14 protein-coding genes and 1 tRNA gene are annotated in these 14,455 nt (G+C 62.8%); 8 read left to right on the plus strand and 7 right to left on the minus strand.

Annotated features, from left to right (window positions below):
* The 6 genes from AC2TZ7_RS03005 to AC2TZ7_RS03030 all read right to left on the minus strand — a co-directional run bounded on the left by AC2TZ7_RS03005 (position 1) and on the right by AC2TZ7_RS03030 (position 5,882).
* Positions 1-1,146: a murein hydrolase activator EnvC family protein gene (locus AC2TZ7_RS03005; RefSeq protein WP_489865849.1), complete on the minus strand. Its 1,146-nt coding sequence runs from the start codon at positions 1,144-1,146 to the stop codon at positions 1-3.
* Positions 1,143-2,666, minus strand: a complete 1,524-nt coding sequence (gene gpmI, locus AC2TZ7_RS03010) for a 2,3-bisphosphoglycerate-independent phosphoglycerate mutase (protein WP_489865850.1) — start codon at positions 2,664-2,666, stop codon at positions 1,143-1,145. Before gpmI ends, AC2TZ7_RS03005 begins: the two co-directional genes overlap by 4 nt.
* 70 nt (positions 2,667-2,736) lie before the next feature.
* On the minus strand, positions 2,737-3,456 hold the full coding sequence (locus tag AC2TZ7_RS03015) for a hypothetical protein (RefSeq protein ID WP_489865851.1): 720 nt from the start codon (positions 3,454-3,456) through the stop codon (positions 2,737-2,739).
* A gap of 97 nt (positions 3,457-3,553) precedes the next feature.
* Positions 3,554-4,021: a 23S rRNA (pseudouridine(1915)-N(3))-methyltransferase RlmH gene (rlmH, locus tag AC2TZ7_RS03020; RefSeq protein WP_078522651.1), complete on the minus strand. Its 468-nt coding sequence runs from the start codon at positions 4,019-4,021 to the stop codon at positions 3,554-3,556.
* A 10-nt stretch (positions 4,022-4,031) separates the two neighbouring features.
* Complete coding sequence (gene rsfS / locus AC2TZ7_RS03025; RefSeq protein ID WP_098409503.1) at positions 4,032-4,394, minus strand: ribosome silencing factor; 363 nt, start codon at positions 4,392-4,394, stop codon at positions 4,032-4,034.
* A gap of 132 nt (positions 4,395-4,526) precedes the next feature.
* Complete coding sequence (locus AC2TZ7_RS03030; RefSeq protein WP_489865852.1) at positions 4,527-5,882, minus strand: mechanosensitive ion channel family protein; 1,356 nt, start codon at positions 5,880-5,882, stop codon at positions 4,527-4,529.
* A 247-nt stretch (positions 5,883-6,129) separates the two neighbouring features.
* Between AC2TZ7_RS03030 and leuC the strand changes: the two genes are divergently transcribed.
* From leuC to AC2TZ7_RS03055, 5 genes are all read left to right on the plus strand, one after another.
* Positions 6,130-7,551: a 3-isopropylmalate dehydratase large subunit gene (gene leuC, locus AC2TZ7_RS03035; protein ID WP_098409507.1), complete on the plus strand. Its 1,422-nt coding sequence runs from the start codon at positions 6,130-6,132 to the stop codon at positions 7,549-7,551.
* Positions 7,552-7,563: 12 nt separating this feature from the next.
* Positions 7,564-8,169 carry a 3-isopropylmalate dehydratase small subunit gene (gene leuD, locus AC2TZ7_RS03040; protein WP_489865853.1) on the plus strand — a complete coding sequence of 202 codons (606 nt, stop codon included), beginning with the start codon at positions 7,564-7,566 and terminating at the stop codon, positions 8,167-8,169.
* Positions 8,170-8,294: 125 nt separating this feature from the next.
* A complete protein-coding gene (locus AC2TZ7_RS03045; protein ID WP_472158603.1) occupies positions 8,295-8,807 on the plus strand; it encodes an HdeD family acid-resistance protein in 513 nt (170 codons plus the stop codon).
* A gap of 272 nt (positions 8,808-9,079) precedes the next feature.
* Entirely contained in the window at positions 9,080-9,907 is an 828-nt protein-coding gene (locus AC2TZ7_RS03050; RefSeq protein WP_141536194.1) for a hypothetical protein, read from the plus strand.
* Positions 9,793-10,941 carry an endonuclease/exonuclease/phosphatase family protein gene (locus tag AC2TZ7_RS03055; RefSeq protein ID WP_489865854.1) on the plus strand — a complete coding sequence of 383 codons (1,149 nt, stop codon included), beginning with the start codon at positions 9,793-9,795 and terminating at the stop codon, positions 10,939-10,941. Before AC2TZ7_RS03050 ends, AC2TZ7_RS03055 begins: the two co-directional genes overlap by 115 nt.
* Here AC2TZ7_RS03055 and AC2TZ7_RS03060 read toward each other — a convergent pair.
* Positions 10,905-11,714 carry a Rossmann-fold NAD(P)-binding domain-containing protein gene (locus AC2TZ7_RS03060; RefSeq protein ID WP_489865855.1) on the minus strand — a complete coding sequence of 270 codons (810 nt, stop codon included), beginning with the start codon at positions 11,712-11,714 and terminating at the stop codon, positions 10,905-10,907. The two genes, AC2TZ7_RS03055 and AC2TZ7_RS03060, sit on opposite strands and share 37 nt — an antisense overlap.
* A 327-nt stretch (positions 11,715-12,041) precedes the next feature.
* Between AC2TZ7_RS03060 and leuB the strand changes: the two genes are divergently transcribed.
* The 3 genes from leuB to AC2TZ7_RS03075 all read left to right on the plus strand — a co-directional run bounded on the left by leuB (position 12,042) and on the right by AC2TZ7_RS03075 (position 14,368).
* A complete protein-coding gene (gene leuB, locus AC2TZ7_RS03065; protein ID WP_078541515.1) occupies positions 12,042-13,145 on the plus strand; it encodes a 3-isopropylmalate dehydrogenase in 1,104 nt (367 codons plus the stop codon).
* A gap of 116 nt (positions 13,146-13,261) precedes the next feature.
* Positions 13,262-14,239, plus strand: coding sequence for a DMT family transporter (locus AC2TZ7_RS03070; RefSeq protein WP_274963661.1), 978 nt, complete (start codon positions 13,262-13,264; stop codon positions 14,237-14,239).
* 52 nt (positions 14,240-14,291) lie between these two features.
* Positions 14,292-14,368: transfer RNA gene (locus AC2TZ7_RS03075), tRNA-Pro, on the plus strand.
* Positions 14,369-14,455 lie beyond the last annotated feature (87 nt).

Raw genomic sequence — 14,455 nt, forward strand, 5'->3', positions numbered from 1 at the left:
TCAACCCTTGTCGTCTTTTGTCTGGATGAACCACGGCGTCGGGTCCACGGGCTTACCGCCCTCTCTCAGTTCCAAATAAAGCGTCTCGCTGCGATCTGCACCAGCGCCATCTGCCGCCGCCTGCACGAATTCCTTGCCGAATTCCTTCGCTCCCGGCTGAATTCCGCCCATCAAACCAATGGGCGTGCCCTTTGGCAGCACGTCTCCGACCTCACCATAGACGGTTCCGAGGCCCGCAAGAACCAGAAGATATCCATCTGCGGGTTCGAGAACCATCACATTTCCGTAGTCGAGCAACGGACCACGGTAGCGAATTGTCGCAGCCCAGGGCGTTGTGACCAGCGAGCCCGGTTCACTTGCGATCACGAGGCCGGGACGTTTGATCCCCGCGGCATCGGGCTCGTTGAAGCTCCGCAGAACCGAGCCGATCACCGGGAGATTCAGACTGCCTTTCGCGCCCGCGAAATCGCCGCGCGGCGGGCCGATATCGTTTTCCATGTCGCTCAGGCCCGTCGCGAAGCCTTCGAGCGTATCGGCGCTTTGCACCAGCGCGGTCAACTCCTCGGGTTCTTCGAGATAGCGCTGCGGCAGCTTCTCGCGGCGTTCAGAGATCGCCTCGGACAGCGCGGTGCGCGCCTTGGTCACCGAAACCATCCCCGCTTCCAGCGTCTCGCGCGCGTTTTCCTGCAGCTTGCGGAGCGTCGCGATCTCCTTGAGGTGGACGCTCAGCTTCTGCGCCTCTTCCTGCAAGGCCGGCGCGACCGACGACAGCACCATTCCCGAGCGGGCCGAGCCTTCGGGGCCCGAGGGATGCAGCAGCAGAAGCGGCCCGTCGGATTGCTGCATCGTGGACATCACGGCCAGCAGCCCGCCAAGCTCCTCTCGTTTCGCATCAAACCCTTGCTTGATCTCGCGCTCGCGGATCGCGGCGCTTCGCAACCCGTCGCGCAGTGCGCTCAGCCCTTGTTCATAGGCGTGGATCGTTTTCGTCAGCGCCGCGATGCGATCCGATTTCGACTGCGCCGCATCGAGCGCGGTGATCGCCTTGCGCAGATCGGCCGAGGCCTTGAGTGCGGCGTCGCCCGATCCTTCCGCCCAAAGCGGCCCGGCCGAGATCAGAAGAGCTGCGAGGGCGGCGCGGATCACGATACGATCAGGCTCTTTCCGGTCATTTCCTCGGGCTGCTCGATCTGCATCAGCTCCAGCAGCGTCGGCGCGAGATCCGCAAGCCGACCTTCGCGCAGCTTGGCGCCCTCGGGTCCACCGACCAGTGAGACGGGCACGAGGTTCGTCGTATGCGCAGTATGCGGCCCGCCGGTTTCCGGATCGATCATGGTTTCGCAGTTGCCGTGATCGGCGGTGATGATCATCGCGCCGCCCGCAGCCTCCAGCGCCTCGATGACGCGACCGATATCGTGGTCGATCTCTTCCACCGCGGCGATCGCGGCTTCCAGCGAGCCGGTATGGCCGACCATATCGGGATTGGCGTAGTTCACGATGATCAGGTCGTACCCGGTCTCGATCGCCTCGACGAATTTGTCGGTGACTTCCGGTGCGCTCATCTCGGGCTGCAGGTCATAGGTCGCGACCTTGGGCGATTTCGGCATGTAGCGCTCCTCGCCTTCCCACGGCTCTTCCTTGCCGCCGTTGAGGAAGAAGGTCACATGCGGATATTTCTCGGTCTCGGCGAGGTGAAACTGGCTAAGCCCTTGTTTTGAAATCCATTCGCCAAGCGTGTTGACGATCTCGCGCTTCGGATAGGCGGTCTTCATATAGGCGTTATGCTTGTCGGAATACTCGACCATCCCCAGCAGCGCCGCCCATTTCGGACGCGGGCCGGTATCGAATTCCGAGAAGTCCGGCTCGCCGATCGCGCGCAGGATTTCGCGGGCTCGGTCAGCGCGGAAATTGAGACAGAAGAACCCGTCGCCATCCTTTGCGCCCTCGTAATCGCCGATCACGGTGGGCTTGATGAACTCGTCCATTTCCTTCTTGTCGTAGCTGGCCTCGACGGCGGCGACGGGGGTGTCGGCCCCCTGCCCTTTGCCGTTGATCATCGCGTCATAGGCAAGGCCGACGCGCTCCCAACGGTTGTCGCGGTCCATCGCGTAATAGCGGCCATCGACGGTGACGACCGTGCAACCTTCGGGCAGCCGGTCGCAGAGATCGGAGACAAAGGATTTCGCGCTATCGGGGGCCACGTCGCGCCCGTCGGTGATCGCGTGAATCAGCACCGGAACGCCCGCCTCCGAGACCATCTTTGCCGCGGCGAGCGTATGTTCGATATGGCCATGCACGCCACCGTCCGAGATGACGCCCATCAGATGCGCCCGCCCGCCGCTCTCTTTCATCGTGTCGATGAAGGACAGGATCGCCTCGTTCTTGAAGAAAGACCCGTCCTCGATCGCCAGATCGATCTGGCCCAGATCCATCGCCACCACCCGGCCTGCGCCGATATTGGTATGGCCGACCTCGGAATTGCCCATCTGACCGCTCGGAAGCCCGACATCGGGGCCGAAGGTCACCAGCGTCGATTTCGCCGGGTTGTTCCACAGGACACGGTCGAGGTTCGGGGTATCGGCCAGCAGGGGCGCGTTGCCTTCGCGCTCCTTTCGCTCGCCAAAGCCATCGAGAATACACAGGACGACGGGTTTCGGGCGGGTCATGGCGGCCTCCTAATCTGTTGCCCCCTCATACGCCTCGCAAGCCGTCGCGGCAACCGGGGGCGTGTGCGCCTCAGGCCTGGAACATGATCCGCCGGGCTTTCTTCTCATAGCTGAGGATTTCGGTCTGTCTCGTGGCCTCGAGTAGCGTCGAGAGCGCCGCGTCAGGCTTGTTCATGTAGCGCCGACGCAGGTCCAGCACGACCGCGCCACCATCTCGGATCACCCGCATCATAAGGTCGAGATAGTCGCCGATCGGATAGTGAAAACCGCAGGAAATCAGGCTGGTGACGAGATCGCCCGTGACCCCGTCCAAAGCATCAGGCTGCTTGACCGGGTTGAGCGTCTCGACCGCGTGGGCGCCATTGTCGCGCAGAAACGCCGCCGCCGCGTCGAGCGAGGCATAGCCCGCTCCGGTATCGCTCCAGAAATGGTATTGCTCCGGGGTTTCCTCGATATCGATCAGGGTCACGGCGCAATCGTAATCCTTGATCAGCAACGCGTCGTTGAGACCCTGTCCGCAGCCGATGTCGATCACATGGGTCGGGCGGCGACCGGTTTCCTCGAGCGCCTTGCGCAGCGGGAGATACTCGGTGAAGACCTCGGCGAGCGCCCCGCGGAAAATCTCCTCGTTGCGGGCCTCGACTTCTTCCAGCGCGGGCCCCCTGTCGCCGGCTTCCCAAGCCTTCCGCGCGGTGCCGGAAATCTGGCGCGTGCGCTGGAAGCCCATCAGCATCATCGCCTCGCGCGAAATGGACGCGCCGGAAATGTTCATGTCGCGAAGTGTATTCATGGAGCCTGACCTGCTGGGCATTATTTTCGGAGGCAGCGTAACGTCGCGGAGACGCGGCGCAAGCTATTGAAAACTGCACAATCTAAAGATGTGCTAATCAGACGCGGTGGTAGGGGGTGCCGGCGATGATCTGTCCGGCGCGGTAAATCTGCTCGGTCAGCATGACGCGGGCCAGCATATGCGGCCAGACCATCTTGCCGAAGGAGATCGAGAACTCGGCGCGACTGCGCAGGGACGGGTCGATCCCGTCCGCACCGCCGATCACGAAAGCCACATCGCGTGCCTGATCGCGCCAGCCTTGCAGTTTCGTTGCGAATTCCGGCGAGGAAATCAGGCTGCCGCGCTCGTCGAGCGTGACGATCACCGATCCATCGGGAATGGCGCGGCTCAGCAGGTCTGCCTCCGCGCCCTGCCCCAGGCCCTTCTTGTCTTCGACCTCAACGACGGAAGCCGGGCCGAGCCCGAAGGCGCGCCCGGATTTCTCGAAGCGTTTCAGGTAGTCGTCGATCAACTCGCGCTCGGGCCCCTTGCGCAAGCGGCCCACCGCGCAGATCGTGATCTTCATGCAGCCGAACTCAGACGGGGGCGCCCGCAGGCATCCACATCTTTTCCAGCTGATAGAACTCGCGCACTTCCGGGCGGAAGACGTGAACGATGACGTCGGAGCTGTCGATCAGCACCCAGTCGCCCTGATCCTTGCCCTCGACTTTGCAAGCCCGGTCGAAATCGTGCTTCAGGCGCTCGGTCAGTTTCTCGGCGATGGCGCTGACCTGACGCGTGCTGCGCCCGGAGCAGATGACCATATAGTCACCGATCGACGACCGACCGCGCAGGTCGATGGTCACGATATCTTCGGCCTTATCGTCTTCGAGGGAAGAGATGACGCGCGCGAGGATTTGCTCGCTCGTCGCTTCGGCATTCGTGGCCTTTGCACTCATGGCCGCTGCCTTTGTGCCGGCATCACTCGGCACGATGGAAAGATGAGACAGGACATGGTCCTCCAGATGTTACGCGCCGAAATGGCCCCGGCGCTGGACGTCCTTCGAAAATAGCATCCCGAAGGTTCAATTTCAATTTTCATGCGGCGAATTTTCGCTATGCGTTTCCGGCCCGGGTTGCAAGTCCAGTTGCGAACCTTCGAGCACGCGCACTTCGCGCTGCGGGAACGGGATCGAAATGCCGTTCGCCTTGAACGTATCCCACAAGGCGAGGAACACCTGCCCGCGCACATTCGTCAGCCCTTCGACGGGGTCGGTGATCCAGAACCGCAGGAGATAATCGACCGAACTGTCCCCGAAGCCGGTCACGTGACACACGGTCGGGCGGTTCTTCAAAACGCGGTTCACCGATTGCGCGGCCTCCACCGCCAGCTTGCGCACCACGTGCGGGTCGTCGTGATAGGAGGTGCCGAAGGGCAGGTCGATCCGCACGAATTCATTGGAATGGGACCAGTTAACCACCTGCCCGGTGATCAGGTCCTCGTTCGGGATCAGGTATTCCTTGCCGTCGCGCGTGACGACCGAGACATAGCGCGCGCCCAGCGAATTGATCCAGCCGAAGGTCTCGCCAAGGCTGATCACGTCGCCGGGCTTGATCGATTTATCCAGCAGGATGATCACGCCCGAGACGAGGTTCGACACGACTTTCTGCAGACCGAAGCCAAGACCGACGCCGATCGCACCCGACAGAACTGCAAGCCCGGTCAGGTCGAAGCCCACCGCCTTGATCCCGATGAACAGCGCCGCGCCATAAAGCAGAACCTGCATCACCTTGATGACCAGCTCCGACATCGAGGGGCTGATATCCTCGTTGGTGCGCAGCCGCGCCGAGGTCTGCCCCGAGACGATCCGCGCGACCGACAGAAGGATCGTCGTCAGCACCAGCGCCTTGAGAACGCCATATGCCGTAATCCGGAAATCCCCGAACTCGACCGCCGTGCCGTTCAGAAGCCGCACGGTCTCGTCCCACAGCCCGAGGTAATAGAGCGTCACCCAGATCCACGCGCCCCAGCGCACGATGCGGCGCAGAAGCGCGTTGCGGATCAATCGCGCGACAAGGCCGACGACCAGCCACGCCGTGACCAGCGTCGCCGCCAGCACCACGAGGAAGCGCCAGGAATAAAAGCCCTTCGTCGCCTCGAGCACGAAGACCGAGCCCCAGGCGAAAAGAACGAAGAGGAAGCCGCGCAGACGTTGCCGGAACAGGATCAGAAGACGCAGCTGGCGGGTCGAAAGCTCACGCCTCCGCCCCCAGTCGTCGACTTTCGGCGCAAGCCAGATCCGTCCGAGATGGGCCAGCGCGAAACATGCCGCGAGGATCCCGAATTGCCAGAGCCGCGAGGGCAACACCATCGAATTGAGGAAGATTTCGATCTGTGCCCAGATCGAAGCCAATATCTTGACGATGTCCCCGTTCGCGAAATCCATGGAAATGACGTTAGCCCGGTTTTGCGATCAGTCCAAACACGGACTCTTCGATTGCCTCAGCGTCGGATTCGCCGTATTTAGCGCCCCATGACACTCGTTTTCGACATGGATGACCGCGCCCGCCTCCGCGAGCGCTTCTACGGCGAAAGCCGCTCGGTGCTGGCACGACTTTGACGGCGCGCCGCCCTTGGGCGTTCGCGCCCGCATACCCATGTCCAAAATCAGCTATCCAAAGAAAGTGAGAGCCATGTCTGCTCCGAAGACCCTCTATGACAAGATCTGGGACGCGCATGTCGTGTCCGAAGACGAAGACGGCACCAGCCTGCTCTATATCGACCGTCACCTCGTCCACGAAGTGACCTCGCCGCAAGCCTTCGAAGGGCTGCGCATCGCGGGCCGCAAGGTGCGCGCGCCGGAGAAAACCATCGCCGTTCCGGATCACAACGTGCCGACCACGCTCGACCGCGCTAAGGGGATCGAGAACGAGGAAAGCCGGATTCAGGTCGATGCGCTCGACAAGAACGCCAAGGATTTCGGGGTGAACTATTACCCGGTCTCCGACGTGCGTCAGGGCATCGTGCACATCGTCGGCCCCGAACAGGGCTGGACCCTGCCGGGCATGACCGTCGTCTGCGGCGATAGCCACACCGCGACCCATGGCGCATTCGGCGCGCTCGCCCACGGCATCGGCACTTCGGAAGTGGAGCACGTTCTGGCCACCCAGACGCTGATCCAGTCGAAGTCGAAGAACATGAAAGTCGAGATCACCGGCAAGCTGCGTCCGGGCGTCACCGCCAAGGACATCACGCTGTCGGTCATCGGTGCGACCGGCACCGCCGGCGGCACTGGCCACGTCATCGAATATTGCGGCGAAGCGATCCGCGATCTGTCGATGGAAGGCCGCATGACCGTCTGCAACATGGCGATCGAAGGCGGCGCACGCGCGGGCCTCATCGCGCCGGACGAGAAGACGTTCGAGTATGTCAAAGGCCGGGCCCACGCTCCGAAAGGCGCGCAATGGGAAGCGGCTCTGCATTGGTGGAAGCAACTCTACACCGATGAGGGCGCGCATTTCGACAAGGTCGTCACCATCAAGGCCGAAGAGATCGAACCCGTCGTGACCTGGGGCACCTCGCCCGAGGACGTGCTGCCGATCTCGGGCTTCGTTCCGGCGCCGGAAGACTTCACCGGCGGCAAGGTCGACGCGGCCAAGCGCGCGCTCGACTACATGGGCCTCGAAGCTGGCACCAAGCTCACCGACATCAAGATCGACGTGGTCTTCATCGGGTCCTGCACCAACGGTCGGATCGAGGACCTGCGCGCCGCCGCCGAAGTCGTCAAAGGCCGCAAGCTGGCCGATGGTGTCCGTGCGATGGTCGTGCCGGGTTCGGGCCTCGTGCGCGCGCAGGCGGAGGAAGAAGGTCTGGACAAGATCTTCCTCGACGCAGGCTTCGAATGGCGCATGGCGGGCTGCTCGATGTGTCTCGCGATGAACCCCGACCAGCTGGCCGAGGGCGAGCGTTGCGCGTCGACCTCGAACCGCAACTTCGAAGGGCGTCAGGGCTACAAGGGCCGCACCCATCTGATGAGCCCGGCCATGGCCGCCGCAGCTGCTGTCACCGGTCATCTGACCGATGTGCGCAAGCTGATGGAACTGGAAGACGCGTAAGGAGCGACGAGAATGGAAAAATTCGAAAAAGTTACCGGGATCGCCGCCCCCATGCCGCTGGTCAATATCGACACCGATATGATCATCCCCAAGGGCTTCCTGAAAACCATCAAGCGCACCGGTCTCGGCGTGCATGCGTTCGACGAGATGCGCTACGACCGTCAGGGCAATGAGAACCCGGACTTCGTGCTCAACAAGCCGCAATATCGCGAAGCGCAGATCCTCGTGGTCGGCGACAACTTCGGCTGCGGCTCCTCGCGTGAGCACGCCCCGTGGGCGCTGGCCGATTTCGGTATCAAGGTGATCATTTCGACCTCCTTCGCCGACATCTTCTACAACAACTCGTTCAAGAACGGGATGCTGCCGATCGTGCTGCCGCAGGAGCAGGTCGACATGCTGATGAAGGATGCCGAGAAGGGTTCGAACGCGCGGATGACCGTCGATCTCGAGAACCAGGAGATCACGACCTCGGAAGGCGAGACGATCAAATTCGACGTCGATGCATTCAAGAAGCACTGCCTGCTCGAAGGTCTCGACGATATCGGCCTGACGCTGGAGAAGGCCGCGGCCATCGACACGTTCGAGACGCAGATGCATCAGGAGCGTCCCTGGGTGTAACCCAAGACGCTATCGCCACGTGGAAAGCCGCTCCGACCGGGGCGGCTTTTTACATGAGAGGGGGCGCGGGAACCCGGCGCGCATGGTAGGGTTCATCATTTGACGTAGATCGAGAGGATGATGCGATGCGCGTTTCGACCCTGTTTCTGGTGACCGGCCTCGTGCTGATCGTTCTCGGCGTTGCGGCCATCTCGAATCCCTTCGCGACCTCGCTGGCCCTGACCACTTTCGTCGGCATCCTCTTCCTGATCGCCGGGGTGGTGCAGGCATGGCTCGCCTTCAACGACCGCGACGGGGCGCATCGGGCGTGGCATGCGCTGATCGCCCTTCTCAACATCGTCGTCGGCGTCTGGCTGATGGCCGATCCGATGTCCGGCACGGTTTCGCTCGCGGCGGTGGTCGGCGTGCTCTTCCTGCTGATGGGTGCGCTACGCTTGCTCATCGGTCTGCGCCTTGCCGGGCCGCGCCTGCGGTGGATGCTGGTCCTGTCGGGCGCGGTTTCGATCCTGATCGGTGTGCTGATCTTCTCCGCATTCGATCAGATTGCGACACAAATCCTTGGACTATTGCTTGGAATTCAGCTCTTGGCGGATGGTGTCGGGCTTGCCGCACTCGGCTTTGCCAATCGCGACTCCTGAGGGTTTTTGATCCGCTAACCCTTTGATCCACAAAATATGGTTCCATCCCCTAGGCTGCCACATTTTTGCACCTTTATTGATGCAATGTCGCACCAGGTCTTTCCAGAAAATGCCCGAATACGGCAGAGAGTCTGAAAAGTGTATTTGCTTGGATCGGGAACTTGGGCAAAATCATGGCAAGTTTGAGGCAGCGCGCCACAGTTGGCGCGCGTCTTGCGGGTAAAAGGATCGGCAATGTACCGCATCCGACCGCAGGGAAGGGTAGGGTAACTGTGTTCTCACGTCTCTCAGGGGCGCTCTTTCGCGCGATCCTCGTCGCGGTGGTGATCTGCACCCCCGCGCTCATTCTGCCCGATACAAGCAGTGACACCGCACAGATCGTGGCGCTGATGGCTCTGTTCGGTTTCGCGCTGACCCTTTTCGAATACGCCTCGGTCTATCCCGGTCTGATCGAGTTCCGCGATGCGCCGCCTTTCAACCGCATCCGCTTCATGTCGCTGTTCCTGACCGTTCTGCTGCTCTCGCTTGCCGTGCAGTCGCAATATCACGCCTCGACCCTCACCCGGTTGATCGAGGTTCTGGGCACCACGGTCGCAGGCTCCATTGATGTGCCTTACAGCCCCGTGCGCCTGCTGCAACTCGCGCTGCCGGCGGATGCCTCTCTGCATCAGGTTGCGCTGGTGCGCACCGCTGCGGGGATGGCCTACTTGATCTCGCTGCTGACCCTTGGCTATTTCGTCATTGTCATGCGGATCATGGGCTGGCCGCAGGCGCATACGAAATTCAACGTCTGGGTCAATCTGCCGACTTTCGACCCGACCGCAGGCGGCGACGTGGTCGAGCGTCTGCGCCGCGATTCCTGGTTCAACATTGCGTTGGGCTTCCTTTTGCCCTTCCTTATTCCAGCGGTGCTCAAACTCGTCTCGGTCAGTTTCGTGATCGTGACGCTCGAAGTGCCCCACACGATGATCTGGATGGTGACGGCATGGGCCTTCCTTCCCGCAAGCCTGTTCATGCGCGGCATCGCGCTGGCGCGGGTGGCGCAAATGATCGAAAACAAGCGGCGCACCTCTGGGGCGAGCGACTACTTGCCGGCCTGATCGCGGCGTTTCTGGCGCTGCCCGCCGCGGCAGAGAGCCTGCGCGTGGCGACATGGGATGCCGGGCTATCGCGCCGGGGTCCGGGGCTTTTGCTGAAAGATATCCGGAATCACACAGCGCAGGTCGCGGCTGTGACCCGCATCGTCGATGCGATCGCGCCGGATGTGCTTTTGCTGACCGGGATCGACTGGGACCATGACGGGCAGGCGCTGGCCGCGTTGAATGAGACTTTCGCGCAGCCTTATCCGCATCTTTTCGCGCCGCGCCCCAATAGCGGCTGGCCGAGCGGGGCGGATCTAGACGGCAACGGCAAGCTTGGTGAAGCGCGCGATGGGCACGGCTACGGGCGGTTTCCGGGGCAGGGCGGTCTGGCGCTTCTGTCGCGTTACCCGATCGAGGCCGACCGGGCGCGCGATTTCTCCAAGATGCTGTGGAAGGACCTGCCCGACGGGCAAAGTGCAGGGGCGGACCTGTCGCCGGAGGCTTTGTCTGTGCAACGTCTCAGCTCGACCGCGCATTGGGATGTGCCGCTCGAGCTGCCCTCGGGCGCGCAGCTGCATTTGCTGGCCTTCGCCGCGACGCCGCCGGTTTTCGACGGACCCGAGGATCGCAACGGGCGCCGCAATCGTGACGAGAGCGCGTTCTGGCTCCGCTATCTGGATGGGGAGCTCGACGCGCTGCCGCCCGAGGCGCCGGTGATCCTGCTGGGCGACGCCAATCTCGATCCGAAAGACGGGGAGGGGCGGCGCGACGCGCTCGATCTGCTGCTGAACGGTCCGCATCTGCAAGACCCGCAGCCGCGTAGCGATGGCGCGATGCAAGCGGCCGATCCCGCGCATCAGGGCGATCCGGGCCTCGATACCGCCGATTACGATGGGCCGGGCAATCTTCGGCTCGACTACGTTCTGCCGTCGACCGATCTGAAAGTGACGGGGGCGGGCGTCGTCTGGCCGAAGCCGGGCGCGCCCTTGGCGAAGGCGGCCGAAGCCGCCTCGCGTCACAAGATGGTCTGGGTCGACATCGCGTTGCCCTGATCGGGCACGACCTTGAGGCCCCGGATATAGAGATGCTCGAACACCACGCGCTGCAGCGTCTTCGGCGTGAATTCCGGGAAGCGCGCGTGAAAGTCGGTGCCGTCGATCTCGTGGCTCATGTCGAACAGGTAGCGCATTTCGCGCAGTTCGCGCGCCAGTTCCCACGCGGGCGAGGCAAGCAGCAGCGCCGTCCACGGGAATTTCTTGATCGAGATGTCGCGCCCCATCTGGCGCGAGAATTCCTCGGCCAGTTCACGCGCGGAGAACCGAGTGCCGGGAAACCCGAGGTCGAGCAGACCGGGCGTATGATCCTCGGTCTCGGCCAGTTGCACCGCGACGCGCGTCATATCCTCGAGATCGGCATAGACGCGCTGCGCATCGGGCTTGCCGAGCGCAGTGATCTTGCCCTTGCGCAAATCCTTCAGCATCACCCGGTTGAGCAGCGTATCGGGGGCTTCGGCATTGATGAAATCGCCGCCGCGCAGGATCGCGACCGAACGACCCTCTTCGGCATGGGCGCGGTAGCGCGCCTCCATCTCGGCGCGGATCTTGCCCTTTCGGGTGCAGGCGTGATGCGGGGTCGAGGCGCTCCACGGAGACGGCTCGCGCCCGTAGACATAGACATTGCCCGGCACCATCACCGATGCCCCGCTATCGCGCGACGCGGCCAGAACCTGCTTGGTGATCTGGGGGATCTGGTTCGCCCAGTCGTGGTAATTCGGCGGGCTCATCGCATTCACGATCCACCGCGCGCCGCGCGCTGCAATCGCCATGTCGGTGCCCCGACGATAGCGATCGACGTCCCAGCCAGCCGCCCTGAAGGACCGTGCCGCAGCAGATCCGAACAAACCGCCCATTCCCAGGATCAATACCCTGCGATTCATTTAGCCCTCATGTGTCGTCTGCCTGCTCTATACTCTAGCATGCGCTCATACGCGTGCGGGGGCCACTCGCCAACCACCTGATCCGCAAAAGCCCGCCGAAGCCTCGGCAACCGCTTGCCGATCGTCCATACACGGTTTCGCGATCTGTGCCGCTTGACCACGGGGCGGGCAGGGGATACGCCCTTCGAGACCCTGTTTTCTTGGGAGATTATCCTCATGTCCAACCCCTCCATCCTCATCCTGCCCGGCGACGGGATCGGCCCCGAAGTCATGGCCGAGGTTCGCAAAGTCATCGACTGGTACGGTGCCAAGCGCGATCTCGCCTTCGATGTCAGCGAAGACCTCGTCGGCGGTGCGGCCTATGACAAGCACGGCGTGCCGCTGGCCGATGAGACGATGGCGAAGGCGCAGGAAGTGGACGCGGTTCTGCTCGGCGCCGTGGGCGGTCCGAAATACGACGTGCTCGACTTCTCGGTGAAGCCCGAGCGCGGCCTGCTGCGCCTGCGCAAGGAGATGGACCTGTTTGCCAACCTCCGCCCCGCGCAATGCTTCGACGCGCTGGCCGATTTCTCCTCGCTGAAGAAGGACGTGGTTGCAGGCCTCGACATCATGATCGTGCGCGAACTGACCTCGGGCGTCTATTTCGGCGAGCCGCGCGGCATCTTCGAGGAAGGCAACGAGCGCGTCGGCATCAACACCCAGCGCTACACCGAGTCCGAGATCGAGCGCGCCGCCCGCGCCGCGTTCGAACTGGCGATGAAGCGCAACAAGAAGCTCTGCTCGATGGAGAAAGCCAACGTGATGGAGTCGGGCATCCTCTGGCGCGAGGTCGTGACCCGCGTCGGCGAGGAGTACCCGGAAGTCGAACTGAGCCACATGTATGCGGATAACGGCGCGATGCAGCTCGTGCGTGCGCCCAAGCAGTTCGACGTGATCGTCACCGACAACCTGTTCGGCGACATCCTGTCCGACTGCGCGGCGATGCTGACCGGCTCGCTCGGGATGCTGCCCTCGGCAAGCCTCGGCGCGCCGATGGCGAACGGTCGCCCGAAAGCGATGTACGAGCCCGTCCACGGCTCGGCCCCCGATATCGCAGGGCAGGGCAAGGCCAACCCGATCGCCTGTATCCTCAGCTTCGCAATGGCGCTGCGCTACAGCTTCGATCAGGGCGACGAGGCGACCCGTCTGGAAACCGCGATCGAAAAAGTGCTGGCCGATGGCGTGCGCACCGCGGACCTGATGGGCCCCGAAGGCGGCACCCCGGTCTCGACCTCCGAGATGGGCGACAAGATCATCGAAGCGCTCGACGCCTCGCTCTGATCCACGAGACAAGTTTTGTGAAAGGCGCGGGCGAAAGCTCGCGCCTTTTTCATGCCGCGGCCTTGCAACTCCCATACATCCGCTCAAGATGTGAGCGATAACACCGGGAGCCTCCCATGCCCGATTTCGGCGGAAAATCAAACGCACGCGGTGCGTCGCTTGGCCTGACCTCGATGGCGATTTTCGCCACGCATGACGTCATCATCAAACATCTGGGCCAGACCTATTCGCCGGTTCAGATCGTGTTCTTCGCAGCGCTCCTGTCCTTCCCGCTGCTCTCGGTAATCCTGCTCAACGACAAGCGTGGGGGAAGCCTGCGCCCGGTTCACCCCGGCTGGGTCGTCGGGCGGGTCGTCACCACCGTCGTCACGGGGCTCTGCGCTTTCTACGCTTTCTCGACCCTACCGCTCGCACAGGTCTATCCGCTCCTCTTCGCGATGCCGCTCTTGGTCACCGTTTTCTCGATCCCGATCCTGGGCGAGAAGGTCGGCATTCACCGCTGGGCTGCTGTCATCCTCGGCCTGATCGGCGTGGTGATCGTCGTGCGCCCCGGACAGGCCGATCTCGCACCGGGCCACTTTGCGGCGATGACGGCGGCGGTCACCGGTGCGCTGGCGTCGGTGATCGTGCGCAAGATCGGCTCGGAGGAGCGCTCCGTCGTGCTGCTGCTCTCGCCGCTTCTGGGCAATGTGATCGTCATGGCGATCCTTCTGCCCTTCGTCTGGCAGCCGCTGCAGATCGGTGATCTCGGTCTGATGGCGGTGATCGCGATCTTCGGCCTCACCGCTTCCTTCCTGCAAATCCTCGCCTATCGCGCGGGCGAGGCCGCCATCGTCGCGCCGATGCAATATTCGCAGATCCTCTGGGCGGTCTTCTACGGCTGGATCATCTTCCACGAGAGCGTGGACATTCCGACGCTTGTCGGGGCGGGCGTGGTGATCCTGTCCGGCATCTACATCGTCATCCGCGAGACGCGTGTCTCCGAGAACCAGCCGGTGCTACGCACAAGGGGTCGGTCGGAAACCGTCACCGCGCCGCGATCGTCGCTTCTGGGTCGCGTTTTGGGCCTTCGTGCACGCAATTCAAGAAGCTGACTCAGACCCCCTTGCAAAACCCTGCGCAAGCGGCTAATTCCCCGCCCACGGTCGGAGCGTAGCGCAGCCTGGTAGCGCACCTGCTTCGGGAGCAGGGGGTCGGAGGTTCGAATCCTCTCGCTCCGACCATTTTCCCGATTTCCCCTTATTTCTTGGCTTCCAGCGATGTCGCTGGCCTTTCGGGCCGTGCTTTGGCACAACTTTCCCGAAGCAATG

The sequence above is a fragment of the Thioclava sp. ISO4 genome (assembly GCF_058105145.1).